Annotated in this window: 27 protein-coding genes; 12 read left to right on the top strand and 15 right to left on the bottom strand. The window is 70.9% G+C overall.

The features are described 5' to 3' along the window. Positions 1 to 930 (top strand): tellurite resistance/C4-dicarboxylate transporter family protein, encoded by a 930-nt coding sequence (locus tag AB0C36_RS11105; RefSeq protein ID WP_358352387.1) that lies wholly within the window; start codon positions 1 to 3, stop codon positions 928 to 930. Here the strand turns inward: AB0C36_RS11105 and AB0C36_RS11100 are convergent. The 5 genes from AB0C36_RS11100 to AB0C36_RS11080 all read right to left on the bottom strand — a co-directional run bounded on the left by AB0C36_RS11100 (position 829) and on the right by AB0C36_RS11080 (position 6,356). Then, positions 829 to 1,497 (bottom strand): DUF1275 family protein, encoded by a 669-nt coding sequence (locus AB0C36_RS11100; protein ID WP_358352385.1) that lies wholly within the window; start codon positions 1,495 to 1,497, stop codon positions 829 to 831. The two genes, AB0C36_RS11105 and AB0C36_RS11100, sit on opposite strands and share 102 nt — an antisense overlap. A gap of 240 nt (positions 1,498 to 1,737) precedes the next feature. Next, complete coding sequence (locus AB0C36_RS11095) at positions 1,738 to 3,111, bottom strand: dipeptidase (protein WP_358352383.1); 1,374 nt, start codon at positions 3,109 to 3,111, stop codon at positions 1,738 to 1,740. A gap of 30 nt (positions 3,112 to 3,141) precedes the next feature. Further along, positions 3,142 to 3,627 carry a hypothetical protein gene (locus AB0C36_RS11090; protein WP_358352381.1) on the bottom strand — a complete coding sequence of 162 codons (486 nt, stop codon included), beginning with the start codon at positions 3,625 to 3,627 and terminating at the stop codon, positions 3,142 to 3,144. After that, positions 3,624 to 5,123: a glutamate/gamma-aminobutyrate antiporter GadC gene (gene gadC / locus AB0C36_RS11085; RefSeq protein ID WP_358352380.1), complete on the bottom strand. Its 1,500-nt coding sequence runs from the start codon at positions 5,121 to 5,123 to the stop codon at positions 3,624 to 3,626. The genes AB0C36_RS11090 and gadC overlap by 4 nt, the downstream gene beginning before the upstream one ends. A gap of 183 nt (positions 5,124 to 5,306) precedes the next feature. Continuing rightward, positions 5,307 to 6,356, bottom strand: coding sequence for a hypothetical protein (locus AB0C36_RS11080; RefSeq protein ID WP_358352378.1), 1,050 nt, complete (start codon positions 6,354 to 6,356; stop codon positions 5,307 to 5,309). Between the two features lie 112 nt (positions 6,357 to 6,468). Here AB0C36_RS11080 and AB0C36_RS11075 point away from each other — a divergent pair, with 112 nt between their 5' ends. Continuing rightward, on the top strand, positions 6,469 to 7,323 hold the full coding sequence (locus tag AB0C36_RS11075) for a spermidine synthase (protein ID WP_358352376.1): 855 nt from the start codon (positions 6,469 to 6,471) through the stop codon (positions 7,321 to 7,323). 134 nt (positions 7,324 to 7,457) lie between these two features. Beyond that, positions 7,458 to 8,846: a L,D-transpeptidase gene (locus tag AB0C36_RS11070; RefSeq protein WP_358352374.1), complete on the top strand. Its 1,389-nt coding sequence runs from the start codon at positions 7,458 to 7,460 to the stop codon at positions 8,844 to 8,846. Positions 8,847 to 8,880: 34 nt separating this feature from the next. On the opposite strand, the gene AB0C36_RS11065 is transcribed toward AB0C36_RS11070, so the two are convergent. Together AB0C36_RS11065 and AB0C36_RS11060 are read right to left on the bottom strand one after the other, a co-directional pair. Beyond that, the gene (locus AB0C36_RS11065) at positions 8,881 to 9,714 is read right to left on the bottom strand and encodes a GNAT family N-acetyltransferase (protein WP_358352372.1); all 834 of its coding nucleotides are present in this window, start codon (positions 9,712 to 9,714) and stop codon (positions 8,881 to 8,883) included. 95 nt (positions 9,715 to 9,809) lie between these two features. After that, entirely contained in the window at positions 9,810 to 10,565 is a 756-nt protein-coding gene (locus tag AB0C36_RS11060) for an SDR family oxidoreductase (RefSeq protein WP_358352370.1), read from the bottom strand. Between the two features lie 302 nt (positions 10,566 to 10,867). Here AB0C36_RS11060 and AB0C36_RS11055 point away from each other — a divergent pair, with 302 nt between their 5' ends. Both AB0C36_RS11055 and AB0C36_RS11050 read left to right on the top strand, forming a co-directional pair. Then, entirely contained in the window at positions 10,868 to 11,236 is a 369-nt protein-coding gene (locus AB0C36_RS11055; RefSeq protein ID WP_358352368.1) for a hypothetical protein, read from the top strand. 193 nt (positions 11,237 to 11,429) lie between these two features. Beyond that, positions 11,430 to 12,653, top strand: a complete 1,224-nt coding sequence (locus tag AB0C36_RS11050) for a glutathionylspermidine synthase family protein (protein WP_358352366.1) — start codon at positions 11,430 to 11,432, stop codon at positions 12,651 to 12,653. A gap of 102 nt (positions 12,654 to 12,755) precedes the next feature. Here AB0C36_RS11050 and AB0C36_RS11045 read toward each other — a convergent pair whose 3' ends face one another. Next, entirely contained in the window at positions 12,756 to 13,259 is a 504-nt protein-coding gene (locus AB0C36_RS11045) for an SRPBCC family protein (protein ID WP_358352364.1), read from the bottom strand. 60 nt (positions 13,260 to 13,319) lie between these two features. Between AB0C36_RS11045 and AB0C36_RS11040 the strand changes: the two genes are divergently transcribed. Further along, positions 13,320 to 13,949, top strand: a complete 630-nt coding sequence (locus tag AB0C36_RS11040; RefSeq protein ID WP_358352362.1) for a TetR/AcrR family transcriptional regulator — start codon at positions 13,320 to 13,322, stop codon at positions 13,947 to 13,949. A 138-nt stretch (positions 13,950 to 14,087) separates the two neighbouring features. Further along, on the top strand, positions 14,088 to 14,717 hold the full coding sequence (locus AB0C36_RS11035; protein WP_358352360.1) for a hypothetical protein: 630 nt from the start codon (positions 14,088 to 14,090) through the stop codon (positions 14,715 to 14,717). A gap of 140 nt (positions 14,718 to 14,857) precedes the next feature. Here AB0C36_RS11035 and AB0C36_RS11030 read toward each other — a convergent pair whose 3' ends face one another. From AB0C36_RS11030 to AB0C36_RS11020, 3 genes are all read right to left on the bottom strand, one after another. Continuing rightward, a complete protein-coding gene (locus AB0C36_RS11030) occupies positions 14,858 to 15,367 on the bottom strand; it encodes a hypothetical protein (protein ID WP_358352358.1) in 510 nt (169 codons plus the stop codon). A 23-nt stretch (positions 15,368 to 15,390) separates the two neighbouring features. Further along, positions 15,391 to 16,461 carry a DNA polymerase III subunit beta family protein gene (locus AB0C36_RS11025; protein WP_358352460.1) on the bottom strand — a complete coding sequence of 357 codons (1,071 nt, stop codon included), beginning with the start codon at positions 16,459 to 16,461 and terminating at the stop codon, positions 15,391 to 15,393. 75 nt (positions 16,462 to 16,536) lie between these two features. Continuing rightward, positions 16,537 to 17,082 carry an EF-hand domain-containing protein gene (locus AB0C36_RS11020; RefSeq protein WP_358352356.1) on the bottom strand — a complete coding sequence of 182 codons (546 nt, stop codon included), beginning with the start codon at positions 17,080 to 17,082 and terminating at the stop codon, positions 16,537 to 16,539. 397 nt (positions 17,083 to 17,479) lie between these two features. On the opposite strand from AB0C36_RS11020, the gene AB0C36_RS11015 reads away from it, so the two are divergent. Both AB0C36_RS11015 and AB0C36_RS11010 read left to right on the top strand, forming a co-directional pair. Next, positions 17,480 to 18,337 (top strand): AraC family transcriptional regulator, encoded by an 858-nt coding sequence (locus AB0C36_RS11015; RefSeq protein ID WP_358352355.1) that lies wholly within the window; start codon positions 17,480 to 17,482, stop codon positions 18,335 to 18,337. An 83-nt stretch (positions 18,338 to 18,420) separates the two neighbouring features. Next, positions 18,421 to 18,867 (top strand): cupin domain-containing protein, encoded by a 447-nt coding sequence (locus AB0C36_RS11010; protein ID WP_358352353.1) that lies wholly within the window; start codon positions 18,421 to 18,423, stop codon positions 18,865 to 18,867. Between the two features lie 133 nt (positions 18,868 to 19,000). Here the strand turns inward: AB0C36_RS11010 and AB0C36_RS11005 are convergent, their stop codons facing one another. Next, positions 19,001 to 19,300, bottom strand: coding sequence for a putative quinol monooxygenase (locus AB0C36_RS11005; RefSeq protein WP_358352352.1), 300 nt, complete (start codon positions 19,298 to 19,300; stop codon positions 19,001 to 19,003). A gap of 448 nt (positions 19,301 to 19,748) precedes the next feature. Between AB0C36_RS11005 and AB0C36_RS11000 the strand changes: the two genes are divergently transcribed. Next, positions 19,749 to 20,261, top strand: coding sequence for a DUF2231 domain-containing protein (locus AB0C36_RS11000; RefSeq protein ID WP_358352350.1), 513 nt, complete (start codon positions 19,749 to 19,751; stop codon positions 20,259 to 20,261). A gap of 69 nt (positions 20,262 to 20,330) precedes the next feature. Beyond that, positions 20,331 to 20,552, top strand: a complete 222-nt coding sequence (locus AB0C36_RS10995; RefSeq protein WP_358352348.1) for a CsbD family protein — start codon at positions 20,331 to 20,333, stop codon at positions 20,550 to 20,552. Positions 20,553 to 20,757: 205 nt separating this feature from the next. Here the strand turns inward: AB0C36_RS10995 and AB0C36_RS10990 are convergent, their stop codons facing one another. From AB0C36_RS10990 to cas3g, 3 genes are all read right to left on the bottom strand, one after another. Beyond that, entirely contained in the window at positions 20,758 to 21,534 is a 777-nt protein-coding gene (locus AB0C36_RS10990; RefSeq protein WP_358352347.1) for a hypothetical protein, read from the bottom strand. 76 nt (positions 21,535 to 21,610) lie between these two features. Further along, positions 21,611 to 22,117 (bottom strand): chorismate mutase, encoded by a 507-nt coding sequence (locus AB0C36_RS10985; protein ID WP_358352345.1) that lies wholly within the window; start codon positions 22,115 to 22,117, stop codon positions 21,611 to 21,613. 217 nt (positions 22,118 to 22,334) lie between these two features. Next, positions 22,335 to 24,626, bottom strand: a complete 2,292-nt coding sequence (gene cas3g / locus AB0C36_RS10980) for a type I-G CRISPR-associated helicase/endonuclease Cas3g (protein WP_358352343.1) — start codon at positions 24,624 to 24,626, stop codon at positions 22,335 to 22,337. A gap of 581 nt (positions 24,627 to 25,207) precedes the next feature. On the opposite strand from cas3g, the gene AB0C36_RS10975 reads away from it, so the two are divergent. Next, positions 25,208 to 25,411 (top strand): cold-shock protein, encoded by a 204-nt coding sequence (locus AB0C36_RS10975; protein WP_358352341.1) that lies wholly within the window; start codon positions 25,208 to 25,210, stop codon positions 25,409 to 25,411. Positions 25,412 to 25,628 lie beyond the last annotated feature (217 nt).

The raw sequence follows: 25,628 nt of genomic DNA, 5'->3' as shown, positions 1-25,628 counted from the left end.
ATGTCCACGGCCATCGTCTCCATCGGCATGCATCTCGCCGGTTTCGAGGTTCTGTCGAAGGTTCTCCTCGCGCTCGCCGGCGTCGTGTGGGTGGTGCTGGCCTGTGCGTTCGCGTTGCGGGTGCGGTGGGACCGGCCGCATTGGCGTACCGACGCCGACACGCCGCCGGCGCTCACCGCCGTCGCCGCGACCTCGGTCCTGGGCACCCGCATCGCCGTGCTCGGGTGGCACGAGGTGGCGGCCGTGCTGCTCGTCCTGGCGGCCGCGGTATGGCCGTTCCTGCTGCTCGCCGTCGTCCGGCACTGGCAGCGCCGCGGCATGCCGGGGGTGGTGTTCCTGGTGTGCGTCGCGACGCAGGGCCTGGCTGTGCTGGCCGGCACGCTCGCCCCGCAGGCCGGCGACTGGCTGATGTGGATCACGCTGTGCCTGTTCGCGTTCGGCCTCGCGCTGTACGTGGACGCGCTGCTGCGCTTCGACTTCCGCCAGGTGCTGACCGGTGAGGGGGACCACTGGATCGCGGGCGGCGCGCTCGCCATCTCCACCGTCGCGGGCTCGAAGCTGATCGCCTCTCCCGTGTGGACGGGGTGGTCGCACACCGTCCTGCGGACCACGACGCTCGTGCTCCTCGCCCTCGCCGCCGCCTGGTACGCGGTGCTCGCCGCCGCCGAACTGTGGCGCCCGCGCCCGTACTACAGCATCCGCCGCTGGTCGACGGTGTTCCCGCTGGGCATGACGGCGGTGGCCGCGCTGTCGGTGTCGACCGCGGCCGGCATCGCGTGGCTGGACCGCCCCGGACGCGTGCTGCTGTGGGTCGCGGCCGCCATGTGGCTAGTGGTTCTCGTCGGTTTCGTCCGCTCGCTCGGACGTCGCGAGGATCACGCACAGGGCAGCGGCCGCCAGTCCGAACGCCACCAGGCCCGCGCCGCGTGACCACGTGTTCGCCACCGCCGCGGAGGCGGCCGCCCCCGCGACGACCGCGGCGAGGCGCCCCAGTGCCCACAAGTCCTGCGCGGCGAGCGGTTGGCCCCCTCCGGCCCGGCGGGCCACGGCGACGAGGGTCCCGGTGAAGTAGGTCGAGGGGGTGCCCCAGGTGCCGGCCTGGAGGCCCATGGCCAGTGCGGCGGCGAGGACCAGGAGCGTGCGCCCGCTCTCGGTGTGCCCGGTGTCGAGTGCCCAGGCGAGGGCGGGGATCGCGAGCAGGGCCAGTTCGACGAGCAGGAGGTCGAGTACCCGCAGCCGGCCGACGGCGGCGCCCGCGGCGGCGGCTCCGGCGACGAACCCGGCCAGGGCGGCGACCGCGTGGCGGACCACGTCTCCGTCGCCGTCGACCGCCGCGGCCCCGACGAGGACGAAGTTGCCGGTCATCACACCGGCGAAGACCTTGCCCAGGCAGAAGAGGGTGAAGGCGTCGACCGCGCCGCCGGTCGCGGCCAGGGCCAGCAGTGCGATGTGGTCCCACGGCCGGACAGGGTTCTTCGGCGCGGGGGCGGACGTCACACAGGTCATTCTGGGGGCGGACGCGTCGTTCGCCCCGCTATGACACCCGGCTCGGCGCCGCCCGTTCCGCCCCGGCGCCGGCACCGGCTCCGGCTCCGCCCGGGTCCGCGTCCGCCCGGGTCCGAATACGCCCGGGTCCGAATACGCCCGGGTCCGCGTCCGGCATGGCGTGGCGGACCGAGCGGCGTCGGCGGACCGAGCGGCACTCCAAACCGTGCGCGGGATGTGCCGCCGCTCGGGTCACCCCTTCGTCATGGCCGCGTACTTCCTGAGGAACAGCGCCTCGGCGAGGGCCATGTGCTCGATCTCGGTGGGGTCGACGCTCTCGTTCGGCGCGTGGATCAGGCAGCGCGGCTCCTCGACGCCCATGAGCGCGATCTCCGCGTCCGGGAAGGTGTCCTTGAAGATCGTGCAGAGCGGGATGGAGCCGCCTTGTCCGACCGTCGTCATCGGCCGGTCGTACGCCTCCTCGAGCGCCTCGCGCAGCGCGGCGTACGCGGGTCCGCCCATGGCGGCCTCGAACGGCGATCCGGACTGCTCGGGTTCGAAGGCGAGTTGCACGCCCCACGGCGCGTGCGCCTTGAGGTGGTGGACGAGCTTGTCGAGCGCGTCGTCGGCGTCCTGCCCGGGCGGCACACGCAGGCTGACGCGGGCGCGGGCGACGGGCGGCACCGAGGCGCTGGACCCGACGACGGGCGGGCAGTCGATGCCGAGCACGGTGACCGCGGGCCGGGCCCAGACGAGGTCGGCGACCGCTCCCCCGCCGACGAGGCCCACGCCGTCGAGCACGCCCGCGTCCGCGCGGAACTGCGCCTCGTCGTACGGCTCGCCCTGCCACACCTGGTCGTGCGGAAGTCCGTCCACGGCCGTGCCGCCGTCGGCGTCGCGGAGCGAGGCGAGCATGGCGATCAGCGCGGCCAGTGCGTCGGGGGCGGGTCCGCCGAACATGCCGGAGTGCACGGCGCCCTTGAGCGCGCGTACCTCGACGACGAGGTTGGCGACGCCGCGGAGGGTCGTGGTGAGGGTGGGCAGGCCGACGGCGGCGTTGCCGGTGTCGCAGACCAGGATCGCGTCGGCGCGCAGCACGTCGGGGTTGGCCGGCACGTACTCCTCAAGTCCCGCGGTGCCCTGTTCCTCGGAGCCTTCCGCGACGATGCGCAGCGACACGGGGATGTCGTCGCCGAGGGCGCGCAGGGCGGTGAGGTGCATGGCGATGTTGCCCTTGCAGTCGGCGGCGCCGCGCCCGTACCAGCGGCCGTCCTTCTCGGTGAGCTCGAACGGCGGGGACTGCCAGGCGTCGTCGTCCAGCGGGGGCTGGACGTCGTAGTGGCAGTAGAGCAGGACCGTCGGGGCACCGGCGGGGCCGGGGCGGTGGCCGACGACGGCGTTGCTGCCGTCGGGCGTCTCCTCCAGGCGGGCGTCGGTGAAGCCGAGTTCGCGGAAGGCGTCGGCGACGAACCGGGCGGCCTTGTGGCACTCCTCCACCGGGAACTGCCGGGCGTCGTACACGGATTTGAAGCCGACGAGAGTGGCGAGGTCGCGCCGGGTGCGCGCCATCTCGGCCTTGACGCGCTGGGCGAGCGCCGCGTCCGCCGTGGTGGCCTGAGTGGTCATGTGCGGTGGTCCTTCCGGTGGCCGGGAGTCTCAGGGTTCGACGACGTCGTCGAACTTGAGGTCGTCGATCTCGTTGTCGAACGCGGCGACCTTGTCCGGGCAGTACGTCTGCAGCACGATGCGTTCGGCCTGGGCGACCCGGGCGCTGCCGATGATCGGGCGCTGCCCGGGCCCCGCCGCGCCGTTGTTGAGGCTGACCCGGTCGACGCCCTGGCGCAACGCGTCGCCGGGGTCGTCGCAGACGATGCCTCCGTCGGTGCCGAGGTTGCGCACGATCAGGTCCGTGTCGGGCTGCGGGAGCCCCGCGGCGCCGAGGGCGGCGCGCAGCTGGTTGGCCTTGTCGGTGGCCTGGTTCGTCCTGTGCACGCTGTTGTACGCGACGATGCCGCTGATCAGGAGGCCGAGGAGGAGCACGAGGGATCCGACGTAGATCCACCTGCGGCTCATGATGCCGGTGTCGACGTGTCCGGCGTGGTCGACGTCCTCGCCCTGCACGTGGTGTGTCTTGGTGCTCATGCCTGGCCCTCGCCCTCGGTCACGGTGCCGACGCCGGCCTTCCATTCGGTGTCGGGCTGCTTCCAGTGGGGCTTGCGGAATCGGTAGAAAAGGAACGGGATCAGCAGGCCGACGATGAGCAGGCCGCCGCCGACGATGCCGATGTACGACCAGACGCTCCCGGAGCCGAACTGCGACGGCGGCACGAAGCCGATCACCAGGGCCGCGGCGGACGCGAGCAGGCCGGTGACGCACAGGACGGGCAGCACGGGGGCGCGGAAGCCGCGCGGGTGGTCGGGCTTGATGCGGCGCAGCCGCATCGCGGCGACGAACATCAGCAGGTAGACGATGAGGTAGACCTGCGTGGTGATGACCGACAGGATCCAGTAGGCGCTGGAGACGTCGGGGATGAAGGCGTACAGCAGGGCGATGCCGGTGGTGACGATGCCCTGGCTGACGAGGATGTTCTGCTGCACGCCGTGCTTGTTGAGGCGCTGGAGGAACGGCGGCAGGTAGCCCTCTTCGCGGGCGACGGTCAGCAGGCCCTTGGACGGTCCGGCGAGCCAGGTCAGCATGCCGCCGAGGGAGGCGGCGATGAGCATGATGCCGAGCACCGGGGTGAGCCAGTTGACGTTGAAGTACGAGAAGAAGGCGTCGAAGGCCTGCATGACGCCCGCGGTCAGCGACAGGCTCGACGACGGCACGACCCAGCTGATGGCGATGGCCGGGAGGATGAAGATGAGCAGGACCAGGCCGGTGGCGAGGAACATCGCCCTGGGGAACTCGGTCGCGGGCTTGCGCAGCGACGAGACGTGGACCGCGTTCATCTCCATGCCGGAGTAGCTGAGGAAGTTGTTGACGATGAGGACGAGGCTGGCCAGGCCCGTCCACGGCGGGAGGATGTGGCTGCTGTCCATCGGGGCCGCCGAGGCATTGCCTTGCCCCAGGAAGACGAATCCGAGCACCACGAGCAGCAGTCCGGGGACCAGGGTGCCGATGATCAGGCCCATGCTGGACAGCCCCGCGACCGTCTTGGTGCCGCGTGACGAGACCAGGACGCCGAGCCAGAAGAGCGTGACGATGACGATCGCGGTGTAGATCCCGTGGTTGGCCAGGCTTGGGTCGATGACGTACGCGAAGGTGCTGGCGACGTACCCGAGCAGGCTCGGGTAGTAGAAGATCGTCATCGCGAACTGGCACCACACGGCCAGGAATCCCAGGGGCTTGCTGAGCCCTTCGGCGACCCAGCGGTACACGCCGCCGCTCCAGCCGGACGCGAGTTCGGCGGAAACGAGCGAGGTGGGCAGCAGGAAGACGATGGCGGGCACGAGGTAGAGGAAGACCGCGGCCAGACCGTAGATCGCCATCGTGGGCGCGGCGCGCAGCGAGGCCACCGAGCTGGTGGTCATCAGGGCCAGGGCGATCCAGGAGATGGCGTTGAGTTTGGGCCCGGCGTGGGCGGCGGTACGCCTGCCGGTGGTGGCGACCCGGCTCGCGGGCACGTCCATCGATGCCACGTCTGAGCTCCTTCACACGGTGGGGCAGGCACCGGATCCGGGGATCGCACGATCAACAGGGCGCGCACAAAATGCCCTATTTGATCCGGTTTTCATCCACCGTTGCATCATTAGGCAGCCTGATCACTGCCGCAACAGGAGCTGACGCGCTGTCAAAGCACGGAAGACCGCACGCGGACGGGCTCACGCGTACGCGTCGCCGCCGTCCACGCCCAGGAGTTCGAGCGCGGCCATCGCGAGTCCGGCCAGGTCGCCGCCGAGGTACGGCACGGACACGGCGGCCTCGTCGTCGGGCGCGGCGGTCTCGTCGTCGTCCGGCACAGGCCCGTCGTCCTCGGGTCCGTCGGCGTCCTGCGCGATGTGGGCCTGGAGTACCGCCACAGCCTCCGCGCGGGCGGATCCCCCGCCGAGGCACGCCAGCACGAACGCGGCGGCCCAGGCGACCGGTTCGCCGGTGTCCGACATCCCCCGTTCGGCCCAGGCGGTGAGTGCGGCGTCGCCGCCGAGCAGCAGCACCGCCACCGCCGCCGTGGCCACGACGTGCCCGTGCGCCTCGGTGCGCAGCACCTCGACCAGCGCCGGGACGCTGCGCTCCGCGTCCTCGGGGAACCATGCGAGCAGGTACGCGGCGGCGATGCGCACGCCGGGCTCGTCGTCCTCCAGCAGCGCGCGGTAGACCGCCGTCCCGGTGCGGACCGCGTCGTACGACTCCAGCGCCCAGCGCAGGCAGTCGCGTTCGAACGCGAAGTCGAAGACCTCCAGGTGGTACGCCCGGTTGCGGCGGATGTCCTCGCTCGGCGCCTCGGCGACCCACTCCTCCATCTCGCGGCGCGCGTCCGCCGGGTCGAGCGCGGCGGCCTCGGCGACCTCGCGGCGCAGCCGGGCCGGGTCGAACCCGCCGGGCAGGCAGGCGTCGTCGTACCCGATCGCGAGGGAGGCGAGCAGGGTGAGCACGCGGTGCCGCTGCGGCGTGGCGGTGTCGGCGGCCAGGGATATCAGCGCGCGGGCGGCGAAGGGGCTGGCGGCGTAGCGGGTGCCCTGGTGGAACACGCTGCCGTACAGCGCCGCGTACGCCTGGTCCCGGGTGCTCCGGTCGGGTGACCGGAGCGCGGCTATGCGGTCGGGCACATCGTCGGCGGCCCCGTAGGCGTGCGTGAGCGACGCCCAGTCGACGTCCTCGATTGCGGCGCGGGCGAGCGGTCCGTCCCACCGTTGTCCGGAGAAGGTCGTCATGCGACGAACGCTAACGAGGCGGACCGACACTTCCGGCGGTTCCCGGCATGCCCGGCAGGTTCCTGGAGGCTGTCTGGCGGGTGGCCCCGCGCCCAGGCGCGAGAATCGGCGCATGGATGAAGAGGACGAGCGCGTGCCGGTGTCCGCCGATGTGGATCTGGGGCGCGCGGCGCTGCTGCCGGACATCGACCGGCCGGGGGCGTGGCTGCTGACCCTCGACGGCTCGCCGCAGTCGTACGTCGACCTCGACGACCCGGAGTACCTGGAGTTCGAGTACGTCCGGCGTCTCGGCCACGTGGTCGACCTCGCCGCCCCCGGCGCCGGGCCGCTGGACCTCGTGCACCTCGGCGGCGGCGCGCTCACCCTCGCGCGCTACGCAGAGGCCACCCGGCCGGGCTCGCGGCAGTACGTGGTCGAGGCGGATGCGGCGCTCACCGCTCTCGTGCGGCGCCACCTGCCGCTTCCCGCCGGGGCGGTGGTCGCCGTGGAGGCGTCGGACGCCCGCGCCGCACTCGCGGCGCTGCCCGCGGAATCAGCGGACGTGGTGCTCGCGGACGTGTTCCACGGCGCGCTGACCCCTGCGCACCTGACCTCGGTGGAGTTCGTCGCGGACGCGGCCCGGGTGCTGCGGCCCGGCGGGTTCTACGCGGCCAATGTCGCGGACGGCGGCGCGCTGGACTTCCTGCGGGGGCAGGTCGCCACCGTGCGGGCGGTCTTCCCGGACGTGTGCCTGATCGCCGAGCGCGAGCACCTGGACGGGGAGCGCTTCGCGAACGCGGTGCTGGTGGCCGGGCGGGCCAGGCTACCGGTCGGCGAGATCGCGGCGCGGGCCGCGGCGGACCCGTACCCGGCCGTGGTGCTGGACGGGCGTGACCTGGACGCTTTCGCGGCCGGGCGGCCGGCCGTGACCGATGACACAGCGACGGGGTCGCCTGCGCCGCCACGTGGGGTCTTCGGCATCGGGTGACGCGGCGTGTGTGATCCGTTCCACGGAACCGGTTCGGGCGATTTGATCGTTGATCATCATTAAAGAGAAAATCACCCGGTTCCACCCGTGGCGGCGCCCGCCGCCACCCGGTTCCCCAGCCACGAGGTCACTACGTGAGTCGCGCAGCCATACCCGGCCCCCGCAAGGGGCTCCGCACCGTCCTCCTGCCCGCCGTCGCCGCCTCGGCCCTGCTGCTGACGGCCGCCTGCGGGGGTGGCTCGTCCGACCGGGGCGACGAGGGGCAGAGCAGCCAGGGCGGGGGTTCCGGCGCCGCCGCGACGGAGGCGGGCGACGACTCGGGGACCGGCCAGGCCGGCGGCGACGGGGAGACCGGCACGGGTGCGAAGCCCGGCGGCCAGGACGGCACCGGCAAGCCGGACGGGCAAGACACACAAGACAAGGACAAACAAGACAAGCAAGACAAGAAAGACCAGGAGGCTCCGCCCAAGGTCCGGGTGGACCCGGCGGACGGCTCGGTCACCGCGGAGGCCGGGCGACCGGTCACGGTGACCGCCGACGAGGGGACCCTCACCGCGGTCCGCGTGACGGACGCCGACGGTGGTGCGGTCGCGGGCGCGCTGAGCGCCGACCGCAAGACGTGGACGTCGAGCGGGCGTACCGCACCGGGCACGGCGTACCAGGTCGACATATCGAGCCGCACCCCCAAGGGCAAGGCACAGGAGTCGTCGACGAAGTTCACGACGCAGAAGGCCGACCGCATCAACAAGGTCGCGATGAAGCCCGGCAACGGCGGCACCTTCGGCGTCGCGCAGCCGGTGTCGATCGTCTTCGACTACCCCGTCGCCGACAAGGCCGCGGTGGAGCGGAACCTCAAGGTCAACACGTCGGTCCCGACCCAGGGTTCGTGGGGCTGGATCAAGGACCAGTCCGGCAAGGACCGGGTGGACTGGCGGCCGAAGGAGTACTGGAAGCCCGGCACGCGGGTGACGCTCAACGCGAACCTGCAGGGCGTCAAGAGCGGCACCGGCACGTACTTCGCACGCGACTACGAGACGTCGTTCACCGTCGGCTCCGGCCGCGTTGTCGAGGTGGACGTACCGAACCACAAAGTGAACATCGTCGAGAACGGGCAGCTGGTGAAGTCGCTGCCGATGTCCGCCGGTTCCGCCGAGTTCCCGACGCGCGGCGGCACCCACGTCATCCTCGCCAAGAACGCCAAGGAGACACTGGACTCGCAGACCGTCGGCCTCGGCGACCGCTACAACCTGCCGGACGTCCCGTGGGTCGTGCACTTCACCTCGTCCGGGACGTTCTTCCACTCCGCCGCCTGGAACACCGCGAACATCGGCCGCAACAACACCAGCCACGGCTGCGTGGGCATGACGGTCGAGGACGCCAAGTGGTTCTACGACCGCGTACAGGTCGGCGACCCCGTGGTCGTCAAGGGCTCGACAAGCACCGCAGTCACCGACCCGGGCAACGGCTTCGGCGCATGGCAGATGCCCTACCCCCAATGGCAAACCAAAAGCGCCCTCTCATAGCCCGTAGGGCTCCCGGGCAGTCGGGTGCGTGCGGTCAGGCGAAGGGCTCGGCGATCATTGCGGTGGCGATGCGGTGGAAGCCGAGCCTGCCGTATACACGCGCCACGTCGCCGTCGCCCGCGCTCAGGAACACCAGGTCCATGCCGGCGTCGAGGGCGTCGACGACCAGGGCCCAGGTGACCGCCGCAGCCAGTCCCCTGCGCCGGGCGCTGGGCAGTGTGCCAATCGCGACGACCTCGGTGACCCGGCCGCGCGGCTGGTGGCTGCCGACCGCGACGGGCCCCTTGTCGGTGTACGCCGCATAGGTGACGGTCCGCCCGGTGCGCATGCGTTCCCCGATGTACCGCAGCGTCTCCGGTCGTTGGCCGGGCGCCGCCGCGTCGCGCAGTTCGGGACCGCCGAGTCCGATCGCGGTGCCCGGCTCGGAGAACGCGACCACCGGGACGCTCTGCACGCGGGCGAGGTCGAGCGCGTCGTGCTCGACCCGGCGTACCTCGACCTCCTCCGACCGGGGCCGGGTGACCCGCCGGAAGGCGGCCTCGTCCAGGACCATGATCGGGTGTGCGTGCACGTTGAGCCCGGCGCGCAGAGCCACGTCGCGCAGGCCCGGCGTCGTCTCGTGTACCCACTCGAACGCCTCGGGCAGGCCGAGTTCGCGCTGCCGCAGGCGTACCGCGGCGACATCGCCGACGGTGGGGCGGGCGGTGTGTCCGCGCGTAGGGCGGGCGTAGAACGGCCAGCCGTCGCCGTCCTGGAGGAACAGCGTCAGCGAGCCGAAGTCCTCGGGGAGGACGGTGTTGCGGGGGACCGTGTCGTAATACGCCTCAAGGCGTTCGAGCAGGTCGCGGGTGGTGGCGGTCTCGGTCATCACCACCAATCCAAGCGGATGCGGAGCAGTGCTTCCACCGGAATGCCCGCACGTTGCGCTCCCTGGACACCTGGCGCGCCCTGGCGCGGCGCCGGTCAGCGGCCGCCATGCACCGGCAGTACGGCCCCGGTGGTGAACGCGGAGGCGTCGGACAACAGCCACATGACCGCCTCGGCCACCTCTTCGGCCGTCCCGGCGCGTCCCATCGGGATGGAGTTCGCCTTCTCCGCAAGGCGGTTCGGCTGCCCCGCTCCCGCGTGCAGGCCCGTCTCGATGAGCCCCGGGGCCACCGCGTTCACGCGGATGCCCTCGGCGGCCACCTCGTGGGCGAGGCCGAGGGTGAGGGCGTCGACGGCGGCCTTCGTGGCGGCGTAGTGCACCCACTCCCCCGCGCTGCCCAACTGCGCCGCGCGCGAGGAGATGTTGACGATGAGGCCGCCCGGGCCGCCGCGCCGGGTGGACATGCGGCGGACCGCCTCGCGGGCGCAGAGCATGGCTCCGACCACGTTGACGTCGACCGTACGGCGCAGCGCGACGCTGTCCAGGTCGTCGAACCGCCCGTGGGCGCCGACGATCCCGGCGTTGTTGACCAGTGCGGTGACCGGACCGCCGAGCACCGCCTCGGCGGCGTCGAACAGGCGGACCACGTCGCCCTCGACGGACACGTCGCCCGGCAGCGCCACCGCCGTGCCGCCGGCCGCCTCGACGGCCGCGACGACCTTGAGGGCGCCGTCCTCGTCCGAGGCGTAATTGACGGCTACCGCCCAGCCGGCCTCGGCGGCGGCGCGTGCCACGGCGGCGCCGATGCCCTTGCTGCCTCCGGTGACGAGGAGGGTTCCGCGTACGGTCATGCGCTCTTCTCCCGGGACGTCTCGGTTTCCAGGGGTTTCCTGGCTTTTGCCGACACATGATCTCATCGCGGAGTGTCCGTACGATTGTCGGCGCGGGCTGCGTGCTCCGTGCTCCGGCACGCGCAACGCGGGGCGCGGCCGGTCTGCGCGGCCTCTTGCGAACGGGTGTACGTGCGGAGCGGATAACTATGCGGGCATGCTTGTCCGGCCAGGCACACGAAGGGCCTGTCCGACGTATCTGTGGGCCGACGTACTGACAGGCCGACGTACTGACGGGCCATCTGACTATCTGAGGAGTTCGCATGCCACCTTCGGGGCGTCGTCTGAGATCGGCGACGGTGGCCGCGGCAACGACCCTGAGCCTCGCCTGTGCGCTGGCCGCGTGCGGCGGTGGCTCCAAGGGGTCGAAGAAGTCGGACTATTCGGAAGTGTGCGTACACCGGCAGTCGATGATGCGCGTGGCCGACAACCTGTGTCTGACGGACCGCACGAACGTCTACTCCTGGTACTACATACCGCGCAAGACGGGGAAGCAGGAGAACGCCGTTCCCTCCGAAGGCAGTTCCTACACCGGCACCGGCGGGACGTTCACCCGGCCCAACAGCGGGTCGGTCACGCGCGGCGGGTTCGGGGGCAGCGGCGGTGACGGGAGCAGCGGCGGAGGCGGCTGAGCCGGCCCGGCGTCGTCGGCGGGGTCGGCCGGAAGACGGAGCCAGGCCGAGACCGGGGCCGCGGCCGTACGACACTTCGGGCTCAACCCAGCCGCCTCCCTGGCTGCCTGACCCGACTTCGGTCCGGCGCGCCTGTCCCCCAACCCGCCGGGCTGCCCGCGTGCCAGTTCCCAGGCCATGGCACCATGCGGCGATGGACCGGATAGCGATCGAACCGCGGCCCGACTGGAAGCACTTGGTCGAGTCGCAGGGGATGTTGTACGTGACGACCCGCCTGGACGGCGGCGGCGAGGTGCCGTACTGGTTCGAAAACGCCTACTACCGGTTCACGCTGCCGGAGATCGACCGCCTGGAGCAGGTGACGCGGGAACTGCACGAGATGTGCGTTGCGGCGGCGCGGCACGTACTGGAGCGCGGCGACCTGGCAGCGTTCGCGCTCCCGGAGGACGCGCGCGCCTACCTCCTACGCACGCTCGACGAGGACCATCCGAGCCTGTACGGCCGCTTCGACCTCGCCTGGGGCGGCGCGACCGGCGGCATCGCCGAGCCGAAACTCCTCGAGTACAACGCGGATACGCCGACGACGCTGATCGAGGCGTCCATGATCCAGTGGTTCTGGCTGCGAGACCGCTTCCCCGACCGCGACCAGTGGAACAGCCTGCACGAACGCCTCGTGCGGGCCTGGCAGCGCATGGCGCCGAGGCTCGCGTCCGAGGTCGTGCACTTCGCGCACGTAGGCGGCACCGACTTCGACGAGGAGTGGCTGACCGCCTCGTACCTCCGCGACACGGCCACCGAGGCCGGGCTGACCACGGTCGGCCTGGAGGTCGCCGACATCGGCTGGCACGACGGCGCGCTGCGCTTCGTCGACCTCGAGGACCGGGTGATCGACACGATGTTCGTGCTGTATCCGTGGGAGGACATGCTGACCGATCCGTTCGGGCGCCACGCCGTCGACCACCCGGACACCGTGCGCTTCCTCGAACCGGCCTGGAAGGCCGTGCTGTCCAACAAGGCGATCCTGGCGACCCTTTGGGAGTTGTATCCCGGACACCCGAACCTCCTCCCCGCGTACCTCGACTCCCCGCGCGAGTTGACCTCGTACGTCGCAAAGCCCTTGCACGGCCGCGAAGGCGACTCGGTGCGCATCGTCACGCCCGACTCGGAGTACGTGCACCCGAGCGTCGACTACGACGGCTCCGAGGGCTGGTGCTTCCAGGAGTACGTACGTCTGCCGAACCTCGACGGCAATCAGGTCGTGCTCGGCTCGTGGATCGTCGACGGCAAGGCCGCCGGCCTCGGCGTCCGCGAATCCGACGGCCCCGTCACGGACTTCTACGCCCGCTTCGTCCCCCACATCGTCGACACCCCCGCCCCCAGCGAAGCCGAACGCACCCGATGGCTCGAGGAGGATTAGGCGCGTCTTCGGTTTCGCGGGTCGGGCAGTCCGGCCACCCACTTCTATGCACGGGGCGAGCGCGCCTCTCGCGGCGGTGCGCCTTGAGGTCCTGCCGGTGAGTCAGGCTGCGAGGCGTGCCACCCCACGCCCGATGCCGCGAAGAAGGCGTACGTACCGGCTCCAGCGCGCCGGGCGTGCCACCGCGCCCGTGCACGCCAGTTCGGCGCGGTCGAGGCTGTCCGCCAGGCAGGCGTTGTGGAGCGGCCGCCACAGGAGCGGCCAGGTGAGCCGGGCCGGTCCGCGAGCGTCCATGGCGAGGGTGTGGCGCAGCAGCGTGTGTTCGTCGTCGACGGCCAGGACGGCGTATTCGTGGAATCCGTGGAAGCCGCGCGGTCCGCTGAAGGCGAAGCGAACCCAGACGGAGGGGACGTACGCGGCGACGGTGTAACGCACCGGGCCGTGGCCGCCTACCGCCCCGGCGGCCAGGGGACGGTCGAACTTCATCGGCGGCCACTCCCGGCGCGGCCACAGTTCGTCAGCGCTGCTCGACAGGGCGTCGATCAGCGCGCCCACGTCGCTCTCCTTCGCGGTCAGCAGTCGCTCGTGCACGTTGTAGATGCCCATGCGTCCTCAGAATCATTGTAGAGACAGCTCTCTAATATTCTGGAGAGTACTCTCTAACTCATGGCCAGACCAGCCCGCTTCGACGCCGACCAACTCCTCGACGCCGCCGTACGCCTGGCCGCGGCAACGGGACCGGGCGGGGTGACCATGTCCGCGGTCGCCAACGACGTGGGAGCCCCGAGCGGTTCGGTGTACCACCGCTTCCCCGGGCGACCCGCGCTGCTCGCCGAGGTGTGGCTGCGGACGGTCGAGCGCTTCCAAGAGGGCTACTTCAAGGCCCTGGACACGGACGTCGACGCGCGGCAAGCGGGACGCGCGGCCGCGCGCCACGTCGTCTCCTGGAGCCGCGCCCACCCGGAGGAGGCCGCCGTCCTCCTGTACGGCGCCGGTGACTTCGGCCGCGCCCACTGGCCCAAGGAACACGTCCACCGTGCGGAACACGGCAACCAGCGCGTGCGCACCGCCCTTGCAGCCCTCGCCGAGGCGCTGGGAGCCAAGGCCCGCCAGGACACCGAATGCGTCGAACTCGCCCTCATCGACCTACCGCTCTCCCTGGTCCGCCGCCACCTACGGGCCGGCGAGCCGCTTCCCGCCCACGCCGAAGACCTCGCCGAGGAATGCGCCACCGCCCTACTCAACTCGCTCCCTACCAACTCGGCTTCGCCGCCCCCGCCCCCAGCCGCCCCCTGACGACCCGGCACGTTCAGCCCTACTCGGCGGACGCCGGTGGGCTCTGGGCCGCCGTCACACTCGGGGGCTTGTATCCCTCGTTTGGGTGTATCTGTCACCCGTTCGGGTTGGCGCGGCACGCTGGACGGAACAGCCCACGTGAACCGGGTCGCGGGGACCGGCGTCATGGTGTGGGAGGCCGACCAGAGCCCGTCCGCGTTCCACCGGGCGCTGATGGGGTTCATCGAGGCGTGGATGAACAAGCCCATCTGGGTGGAGATCACCCTCGGCATCGTCACGGACCGGGCCGCGATGATGTCCGCGAAGGACGACTACGTCTACGCCACGTACTACACGTACAACTGGCAGGGCTCCGGCAGAGGGGGGCAGATCCTCTACTCCTCCGACGGGCAGACCTGGACCCAGCTCTCCGCGTGGCCGGGCGCCTACGAAACCCACCACAGGATGTCCATGACCACGCACGGCAAGAGGAACTGGATCGCTTGGCGCGGCTACGACGGAGTGAACACGGTCGCCGAGATGCTCGGAATCACCGGTGAATACGTGCACCCCCCGTCGGGCTGGAACACCCCGGAAGGCCCGACCCTGGCCACCCATAAGGGCGAGGTCTGGCTCGTGGCCCGGGGGCACGCGGGCAAGCTCCACAGCCTGACCACCGCGGACCGGCACGGCCCGTGGGTCCGCATGCCGGATGGCGACGTCGGCGCGATGGAGGGCGAACTCGGCGTCGCCTCCCATAACGGCAGGCTCTACGCGATGTACCGCTAGACCTGGTGCGCCGCCGGCCGGTGAACGATCCCCCGCCGCCTCCTCCGCCGTCCCCGTCGAACGCGAACGACCTGCTGCACGGGGGTACGTGATGCGGCCAAGTCCGGGACTCTCGGCGGGTGAAGGTGCGTTTTCGTTCGTCACGCAGCAGGGCCTGGAGCGGAGGAGCGTTTGGTGGTGTCCCGCAGGGTGATGGCCTGGGCCACCTGCTCGATCGCGGTGCGCAGAAGATCGCCGTACGCGCCTTCGGGAAGGCTGGGGGCGCCTTCCTTGGCCGCGTTGATGTGTTCGGCGGCGGCGTCGAAGGACCCGAGGCGGCGGTAGTTGTCGGCGAGGTTGAGGTGCAGGGACGGGTAGAAGCCGGCGATGTGGAGACCGGCGTGGTGGTTTTGGAGACGGTGTTCGGTCACGGCGTCGGCGGCGTCCAGGGCCCGGGTGTCCCAGGCCAGTGCCTGGGCGGGGTCCTCGTGGAGGTCTGCCAGGTAGTGCGCCAGGGTGCAGCGGTGCAGCGGGTCGCCGGTGACACCGATCGCGGACCAAAGGCCCAGCAGCTTTCGGCGGGCGGAGGCGGCGTCGCCGACGCGTCCTTCGGTGACAGCCAGGCCGATGGCTTCCATGGTGGGATCGGGGCCGACAGGCGTGGAGGTCATGGCAGGGCTCCTTGTCGTCTTGCTCAGGCGGCGTGGTCGCGGCGGACGGGCATGGCCAAGGTGGTCAGATCGCCGCGGTCGGCGGAGCGGAGCGTGACGGGCTGGTCGGGTCCGCGCAGGTCGAGCATCACGTCGGGCCCGATGGCGGTGCTGACGGCCGGATAGAGCGTGGTCAGCTGGAAGGAGATCCGGAGTTCCCGCCCCGTCACGGTGGCCCGGAGCGGGGGGTCGGGGTGCTCGTCACCGGCCGCCCGGACGTGTAGGCCACGGTGGGTCACACGCAGCGAGATCTGCTCACCCGGATGTTCTTCGAGGGCTCGCAGGAACAGGTTCTTCGAGACCGTCACCCGAGTCGTCGGCTCGGGCAGTGAGGTGAGCATCAGCCGGTAGTCGGGAAAGTGCTCCGACAGCAGCCGGCAGTGCTGGTCTTCTCGGTCCGCCAAGCGCAACCGGATTCCGTACGGCGTCGCTTCGACCCGCACCAGCGTGCTGCGGCGGATCTCGGAGGCCGCGGCCCGCAGCTCGTCGCCGTCGACTGTGGCCGCCCACGGCGCGGACGCCGGTTCGGTAGGGACCAGGGTTCGGGTGGACAGCCGGTACCGGTCGGTCGCGGTCAGCGTGACCGCTTCCTGGGTGGCCTCGATGCGCAGCCCGCCGAGCACGGGCATCCCCGGATCGCGGGCAGTCGCGGTCAGAACCTGCTCGATGGCGTCCGCCAGCACGGGCCCCTTCAGCACGGCGATCAGCAGGCTCGACACATCGGTGAGCGACGACTTGACCGACGCAGCCTTCTGCCGCGCTGCCGTCGCGTCCCCGACAACCTTGTCGACGTGCTCGTCGATCAGCCGGATCGCTTCACCGGGCTCGGCGTTGAGAACCGCCTCGACACCGGCAAGGGGCATGCCGATCTCACGGAGCCGACGAAGCTCGATCGCCCGGGCCACCTGGCCCGCGCTGTAGTAGCGGTAGCCCGAGACAGGATCGACCTCGGCAGGAGGAAGCAACCCGCAGTCGCCGTAGAACCGCAACGCGCTTGAGGTCAGACCGCTGTGTCGGGCGAAGACCCCGATCGGCATCAGCTCGGAATTCGTCACCTCGACATCGTCGAGCTTCAACCAGCTCGAAGGTCAACACAACAAGCGCGCCGACAACCTCAAAACCCGCAACAGCTAGAACGTGCCGAACGAGTAGGTGGCCGGGTGGTACGGCCGGTCGCTGGTGTAGAAGTCCTGGGCGGCGTCGATCGCCGCTGCGACGGAGATGGACCCGTCCTCGTTCGCACGGTGGGCGGCGGCGTCGGCCAGCGCCTCGCGCTTCACGCCCATGGCGGTGAGCATGCGCTTGTACTCGTCGGCGGTGAGCAGCCCATCGCCGTCGGGGTCGGCGGCCTTGGCGACCGACTCGGCGAACGGCCTTGCGGTGATGCCGAATCCCGCCGGTGTGGCGAGCATTGTCTCCGTGCAGGCGATGACGAACTCGTCGCGCGTGATCTTGCCGTCGCGGTCGACGTCCGCGGCATCGGCGAGCGCGGCCCAGAACGTCCCGGCGCCGTCGAGGACCGCTCGGCCCTGCGCGGACTCCCGGGTGAGCCCGAGGCCCTCCACCACCCTTTCGCCTGCGCGCTCGAAGTCGGCCTTGGTGACGACTCCGTCCCCGTCGACGTCGATGGAGTCGAAGCGCACGGCCATCTTGCGCTGGTAAAAGTCCCTGTCCACGGTTTCCTGCCCTTTCGCTCGCGTCGCCACCTGATCATCGGTACGCGGTCGCGTCACCACGAGGCGCCGCTCCGGCAGGGCGTACGAACCTCATGCAAACGGGTGACACCGAGGACGGCCGACTGACGCAGTCGGGAGCAGCGGACCGCTCGACGCGGCGGTTCGCCGACGACGGTCGGTCGGCGTCGGACCACACGTTGCAGGCGATGTCGGCGACCTGCCCCAACCCCCTTTGCGCACCGGCAGGAATGGCCGAGGGCGTTCCACTCGCATCACCACGATCCCCCGCCACCCATGCCCACCAAAAAGGCGGCTTCGGCAATGGGCTCTGTCCACCTGCACACGCCCCCGTACCCGGGCAACCCTGCCGGTCGCGCCGGCTCGTACGCTGGGGTGTGTGGAGGATCGCGCGGATATCGGGATCGGTGCGCGTCCGGCGCCGGCGCTGCGGCGGTACGTGGACTCGTACGTCGGCTTCGACCTGCGCGCCTTTCCGGCAGGTGTGCACTGCGGCCCGCCGAGCCGGGCGCTCACGACGGTGATCGGACTGTCAGGTCCGTTGCAGGTGGCGGCGGGCGTGGACGACGGGTCGCCGGTCAACGAATTCACCGCCGTGGCCGGAGGTCTGCGGTGCCGGTCCGCCGCGATCCACCACGACGGGCGCCAGCAAGGCGTGCAGGTATCGCTGACACCACTCGGGGCACGGGCCATATACGGCTTGCCCGCCGCTGAACTCGCTCACCAACTGGTCCCGCTCGACGAGCTTCTCGGAACGCTGGGCGTCGAGTTGGTCGACCGGCTCCGCACGGCCACGACATGGGCGACGCGGTTCACCGCGCTGGACGAACTGTTCCTGCGGGCCGTCAATCGTGGCAGCGACCGCGTACGCCGGGTGCGACCCGAGGTGGCGGAGGCCTGGTCCCGCCTCGTCGGCGCGCGGGGGCGCGTCCAGGTCGGTGCGGTGGCCGCGGAACTCGGCTGGAGCCGTCGGTACCTCACCGAGCGGTTCAGCGGTGAGCTGGGCCTGTCACCGAAGACTTTCGCCCGAGTACTGCGCTTCGAGTACGCCCACGAACTGGCCACGGCGCGGAATCCCCTCCCGTGGGCCGCTGTGGCGCCCCTTGCCGGCTACGCGGACCAGGCCCATCTCGTACGGGACTGGAGCGAGTTCACCGGCCGGACGCCGACGGCCTGGCGTCGCGGCGAAGTCCTCCTCGGGAGCCGCGCAGGCGAAGGCTCGCTCGGGACCGCATAGGCGCCAGCCGAGTGCCCGCCGTGTCGCCGTCTGTTCCCATTCGTTCAAGACCATCCGAACACTGCGGTGTGACGATCGCCGGTATGGAACTCGTCAACCACACACGCAGTGCCATCGACCTCCGAACCACCCCCGTGCACCTCGGCCTTGGCTCGCGGGCAAAGTCCATCGAGGGCTTCGCCTGGGACCCGGAGGTGCTCAAGGCCTACAGTGCCGCGGTCGCGGCAGACGGCGCCGAGGGCCGACTGGTGGCGATCATCGACGGCGACGGCCCCGGCGACCACTGGGAGAACCACCCCGCCGGCGACGAACTGGTCGTCTGCCTCAGCGGGTCGGTCACGGTCACCCGCGACGTGGACGGCGTACCCGACCGCGTTCTGCTCGGCCCGGGCGAGGCCACCGTCAACCCGGCCGGGATTTGGCACGCTGTCGACATGACGGGGCCGACGTCCATCCTGACCATCACCGCCGGCATCGGCACCGACCACCGTCCTCGCTCCGATGCCGGCGCCCAAGGCGACGAGGGCTGATTCCACGACCGTCCGCCCTGTCACCCGTTGATTCGAGGCCGCGATGCCCGGAGCACGGGGACCACCCACGGGCCGTACCCCTGTCGTGCGACTCGGGAGTACGGCCCGTGGGACGCGTGCGGCTTATGCCGGATCAGGCGGGGACGTCGGTCAGGCGCCGCAGGGTGAACGGCTCCGCGAGAATCTCCCCCAGGACCTCCGCGACGTGCGCGAAATGCGGCAGCGAGAAGTGGTGCTCAAGAGCGGCCTCGTCGGCCCACTCCTCGACGATGATCATCCGATCGGGGCGGGCCGGGTCGGCGTACGGCTGGTAGCCCAGGCAGCCGTCCTCGGCCAGCGACGGCCTGATCATCGCGTCCAACTCCCGGCGCAGACGCTGCTCGTGGCCCGGCTTGGCGGTGAACGCGGCAACGATGGTCAGCGTGTTCGACATGGAAGGCTCCCCTGCGAGTGAGGCCGTCGTGGTCGTGACCGGCGACGACCGGCGGATGCCCTCCATCCTGCGAGCCGCCGCCCGCCCCACCCAGAGCCCTGCTCGACCCCGGTCCACCGTGCCTGGGTCCACCAGAACGAGGCACAACCCACCCGGACACCCGACACCGCGGCCGGCGGTCGGAGCGTGCGCTGCCATCTGGATGTAGAGCTGCGTACCGGGCGCGGCGCCCGGACGTCGTACTGGTGCCTGGACCGTCAAAGCCTCGCACCCGCCGGGCCAGGCGGTCGCGGAGACCTCACCAAGGCGCCGGCGGAACGCAGCATCCGCCCCCTCACCGACTTCGTAGTGCGATGCACAGCACAGGTGCCGGCGGGGTGTGGGGGGCACGGTTGCGGGCAAAGAGCCCACACCGGCCGACGTTCACACGGCCGGGTGAGGAGGCACGATGACCCGCAAACCGACCGCGATAGCCAAGCGCCCCGCCCACCGCATGCTGGCGCCGCTGCCCATCGCCGGCTACCTCGGGGCCCTGATCGGGTACGCAGCGTACGGAGCCCACCACAGCAGCTTCTGGCTCGACTACGCCATCTCCATGAACGCCCTCGGCGTCGCCGGCGCCGTCCTGGCCGCGCTCCCCGGCGTACGCGACCTCAGGCACGTGATTCCCACCCGCGGACCGGCCCGGCACACGGCAACGACACACGCGGCACTGAACAGCTTCGCCCTCGCGCTCTACGTCATCGCCCTTGCGCTGTACGCCTCCTCCTGGAACGACCCCACGCGAAGCGCCGCGGCAGGCATCACCCTCACCGCCCTCGGCACCGCCGCCACCGCCACGGCCGTGGCCCTCGGCCGCTCCCTCGCCCGGGACCACCGCACACCCCCTCGCGGCGAGGGCGCCTCCCCCATCACCACGTGGCACGCCACCGAAGCCGACTCACCCCACCGGCGACGCTGACCCCGACTGTCCCCGGGTCGGCCGATCATGGTCGGCGTGATCGCTTCCGGCCGGGGAAGGGGTCCGAACATGGGCTTCAAGAGCGCGAAAAACGAACTCAAAGGCAGGGCCAAGGAAGTCGCCGGACGTCTGACCGGCAACCGACCGCGCCGCAACGCCGGCAAAGCCGAGAAGGAGCAGGCCAAGGCACAAGGCCTGACCGAGGCCACCCACGCCACCGACCGGCCCTCCGGCCCCGACGACACCCCCACGGACGCCACCCGAGCACCCCGGCGACGCCCACCTCGATGACCGCAACGGTCCCGGTCCGGCCCCACTGCGGCACACGTATCAAGCCGACGTGTCGGCCATGGGCGGAGGCGGTCCCACACGGTCCGAGCGCATTCGCCCCACGCGTCGCGGTTTGCCACCTATCTCTTGGCGGCTGGGATCGGGTGTAGGTCTCGCCGTCTCGCCGGTCGGTTGATCCGTCCGCGCGATGCGTTCCCAGGCGTTGTCAGGAACCGGGCAGGTTGAGGATGTACCCGCTGCGGGAGGGTCCGCGCATGGACCGCGCCAGCTCGGAGACGTGCCTGGCCTGGGCTTCGGAGAGGCGCCGCACCTCCCACAGCAGCGCGGCGGCATCGACGGCTTCCGGGGCCGGGGGCGGTGGCTCCTCAGCCAAGTGGACGCCCGTCAGCGCGGCCAGTTCCCGGGCGTCGACGCCCAGCAAAGCCGCGAAATCGGTCACCAGGCGGGGCGTCAACTCTTTGCGGCCGCCGCCGATCACCCCGTACGTGGACGCTGACAAGCAGGTGGGCGTCACCACCGCCAGTAGCCGCGCCATGCCCACCCAATCCAAATTGCGGTACTGGAGCATACGGATGATCCAACCGCCCGGACCAGTGTGGGACGCCAGCCGTTTCGCGGTGAAGATCGACGGACGTATCTCCTGCGGCAGCGAGCGAATGAGCCCCAGGAGATCACTCCGCTCGGCAACAGAAAGGTGCACCGCGTCCATCACGATGTACGGCGCCCGCAGCCCAGCGGCGGCATCCAGCGGCGCCATCTCGTCCGGAACCGCGAACCCCGCGAGGACCAACAAGTCGACGGCCTCGAAACCCACGGCAGGCGCGACCTGCCGGAGCAACCCCTCGCCGGGGGCCGCCCCCGCGATCACCGCTCGGACCTCGTCGGCCGGCAATCCGGCACGATCGGCCAGTTGCTGCGCACTCAGCCCTCTGTGGGCCAGCAGCCGCGCCAGCACCACGCCGAAGCCAAATCGCTCCGCCATGCCCCCACCCCGTCACCGTGCTGATTACACAGATACCGCACCGAAAAGGGCCAGCCGCACTCCTCGGCCGACTCCCTCACCTGCCGGGCCACATACGCGCCGCAGCCGCCCGACCCTCCACCGCAGTTGTCACTTCCTGGGAGCTTCGACAGGGCAGGACCGGGTCAGCAGCATCACTGCCCCTTGCGCCGTTCCAGCAGTCCAGGCCGCGGGTCAGGCCGGATCTTCGGGGGGGGGCCGGGTTGATGCGGTCGTGTTCGGCGAGTTCTAGCGTGATGAACGCGGTGATCATGGCCCGCCAGACGGCTTCGGCGACCTCGGGGGCGAGGCCGGCGGCTTCGGCTTTGGCGCGTACGCCGGCGATGACGCGTTCAACGCGGTCGGGGGCGCGTACCGATTGCTCGTCGGTCTTGAACGTGGCGGCGGTGCGGACCAGGGACTGACGGCGGGTCAGCAGCGCGACGAGCTCGGCGTCGATCTCGTCGATGTGACGGCGCACTTCGGCGAGGGACTGTGGTTCCGGTCGCGGGTGGACCGGCTGGATGTGGGACGGTTCGGGGGCAAGCGGGGTGGGTTCGAGCACACCAAGAGCTTAGTAGCGTCCTTTTGGGCGGGTTGTGGGTTGGGGGGTGGGGGCGACCCTGTCGATGAAGGCCCTTGCCAGGCGCACCAGTTCATCGGGCTGTTGGAAGAGCGCCAAGTGTCCCGAGTCGAGTTCGGCGTAGGTGCCGGCCTTGATGCCCGCGTGCAGGGCCCGTGCGCCTGCCACCGGCACCGGGTCGGGGAGCCGGCGGCACGGCTCAGAATTTGGGTTCCGGCGCGGCTTCGGGTGCGGGTCCCGGCGCAGGTTCCGGCGTGGGACCGTCGTGTCGGGCGCTGGACCGCCAGTCGGCGACCCGTACCAGGGACTCCAGATAGGCGAGCCGGAACGGTCCCAGATCGCCGCGGTCCCGCAGTGCCAAGGCCCGCGGTGTCCACGCACCGCCGGGGCGGAACACCTCGGTGTCGAGGGACTGCGCGGGGAAGTGGTCACCTGGGGAGACGGTCACCGGGGGCGTACGGTCGCCGTCGCGGACACCGAGCAGCGTCGGCGCGGCCTCGACGGTTTCGGCGGCCTCGGGGCGCACCGACACACGCACCTGGCCGTGGTGCGCGGCGACCAGGTACGTCACCAGGCTGGGGTCGACGCAAGGAGTGTGCCATTGCTCGCCGTTCAGCAGGATGAGTGCGCTGACGAGTTCGTGCCGGAAGTACGGGCGCGCCGAAACCCCGTTGTTCCACGGTGCCTTGGACTTGGCCAGCAGGTGGTCCGGAGGATCGCCGCCGCCGTCGCGCAGCATGGCCTGGAACACGCCGTGGCACTTGCCGAGATCGTGGAACCTCGCCGCACGGGCGACTGCTTCCCGCTGTCCCTCGGTGAGCCCGGTCAACGCGGCCGTGAGCGCACGCGCCTCTTCCTCGGTCTCCAGCAGGTGCCGGTCGAGGCTCACCCACGCGACGCACTGAAAAGCGGCGATCCCGCGTCCCGTGGAGAGCGAAGGCACCGACGTTGTGCTCTCGGGCGCCCACCCCACCCCGGGCAGGTGGCCGCCGCGTGCCGAGTCGACCAACACGACTGATCCGGCGCGGAGATCGTCGGCCTGGGCGCGCCGCCACCGGCCGTCGGCAGGCCCCCGGAGCCACGCCCCGCCGTCCAACAGTCCCCGTACGTCGGCGAGTGGGGCCTCGCACTGCTCGATGCGCGCGGGTTCCGGCTCGTCCTCCGCGGGCATCCCCGACTCCCAGGCGCGCCACGCGACGAAGACCGTGCGATCGTCGTCGGCGCAGATCCACGGACTCGCGTCGGTCGGAGCCGCGCCGCGGGCGTTGTCGAACATCGCCAACACGTCGTGTTCGTGCAGCATTTGGGAAGACGGGGTGTCGTGGTCGACATCCGCGTGGAACAGGTCGGCAGTGGTGACCGGCTCGCCCTCGTGCGCGTCCAGCCAGCGTACGACTCCCGCACCTGCCCTTCCTGCCGTCGGCGCAACGCACCACAACAGGTCCCCGCCATCGGGGTGTTCGCCGTGGCGATTGCACCGACCGGCGCGTTGCACGAGCGCGCTCCACGGGGCGAGTTCGGTGAACAGCGTACGGCTGGACACGTCGCATCCGACGTCAAGTGCCCCCGTGGTGACCAGGATTCGGTCCAGGCCCGCATCTTCCAGATCCCGTGCGCGATCGCGACGGTCGACGGAACGCGCGTACGGCTGCACCAACACGATCTCGCGGCCCGGGTGTGCCGTACGCAGCGCGCTGTAGACCTCACGTGCCCGTCGGGCGGAGTCCAGCACGGCGATGGTCTGCGTGCCGGGCACGTGCGCCGAACCGAGTGCGTCGACGAGGTCCCGTACGTAGCCTTCCGGGTCCGCGGCCGGGTGCAGTCGCCTGACGCGTCGAACCGCCCCCAGGCGGGCGCCCATTGCGTCGTCGCCGACGGCCGCGACGTGCGACGCGTCCCCGTCCCACGTCGACGACATCCACGAACTGCCGGTCGGCGCCGTCGTGCCGAGCGACTCGCGCAGCGACTGCAGCCGTACGCTCGTCGGCAGCCCCGGGCCCAACAGGTGCATTTCGTCGAACACCCAGTGCGCGTCGGTGTTGAGGAGCCCGAACGACACGGGCGCCATCGCCCGGGCGTCGGCGAACCCGCGCATCAGGGCGCGGCTCAGCAGCCCGTCGTGCGTGCCCACCAGAATCGCGGTGCGCTCGGGGTGCCGACGCCAGGTCCCGTTCTGTGACTCCGGGCCGGCCAGCAAGTGCAGATCCACTTCGTCCGCGCACCCGAGGCGGTACAGCCATTCGGCGATCCTCGCGTGCGTGTGGTCCGTGAGGCGGCCCTGCGGGAGCACGTACACCAATCGCCGCGGCGTCTCCTCGACCGCGGACACCAACCTCCGGTACAGCCAGGCCAGCACGGCGGCAGCGGTCTTCCCGCCTCCCGATGGCACTCGGACGGACCGCGGCAGCCCGCTCTTCGCGAGGTCGGCCTGATAGGCGTAGGGGCGATGCCCGGTCGCCGTGTGGAAGAACTCCCCGAATCCGCGCGCCATTCACGACTCCCTCGTAGCCGGACTCCCGACCTTAGATGCCGGTGGACGAACGCGAGCGACGAAACCGCCGTCGATCCCGGGCCGATCTGTCGACCGCTCACGAACTGCCGGTTATCGGTCCGGGCGAAGCACGCGGCGGCACGCAAACGGCGGTCACCTAACACGGCACCGGCCCCCCATGGGCGCGGCGGCGCCCGTGCGGCCTGCGCCCCGGCGTGACCGACGGTCCGCGTAACCCGCCTCCTCGGCGCGACCATCGTGAACGCGTCCACCGGCGTCCTCGACGCCGAGGGCCGGGACCGAATATGTGTGGTTGCGAGCACAGAAATCGCCGTGCCGTGCGATGAGGATTTCTCGCACGACATACCGAGGAGAATCGCCGAGCGCACGAAAACGGTCGCAGCGTGCTACTGTCATTCTCAGTTGCAGTTGTGGTTCCCAGAAACTTCAAGTGCCCTCGCCGTGGTTTTTCCTCCGGTGGGAGCACTTTTTTGTGTCCGGCATTCTCCGGCGGGAAATCATCGCGGCGACGCGGGGTCCGTATCGTGCGGGCCCCGGGCCCTGCCCCGAAGGAGATCGACATGGCTGCCGGCACTGTGAAGTGGTTCAACGCGGAAAAGGGATTCGGCTTCATCGAGCAGGACGGCGGCGGCCCGGACGTCTTCGCCCACTTCTCGAACATCGCCGCCCAGGGCTTCCGCGAGCTGCAGGAGGGCCAGAAGGTGACTTTCGACGTCGCCCAGGGCCAGAAGGGCCCGACGGCGGAGAACATCGTTCCCGCCTGACTCCTCCTGCCTGACGCCTGACGCGTTCGGCTCAGCCGGGGCCCGCACCTTGGGGTGCGGGCCCCGGCTCGCTTCTGTTTCCGGGCCCCGGGCGCTCCTGCGCTCCGAGCGCTCCGAGTGCTCCGAGTGCTCCCAGTGCTCCGGGCACTCGAGTCACTCCGGGCGTTCGACCGGAACTCCGCCTTTTTCCGGCGGGCGCACTTCGCCGCGATCTCCC

It is taken from the genome of Streptodolium elevatio (assembly GCF_040649515.1).
GTDB lineage: Bacteria > Actinomycetota > Actinomycetes > Streptomycetales > Streptomycetaceae > Yinghuangia > Yinghuangia elevatio.
The sequence above is the reverse complement of the archived record's forward strand: the minus strand, read 5'-3'. Positions and strand labels throughout refer to the sequence as shown.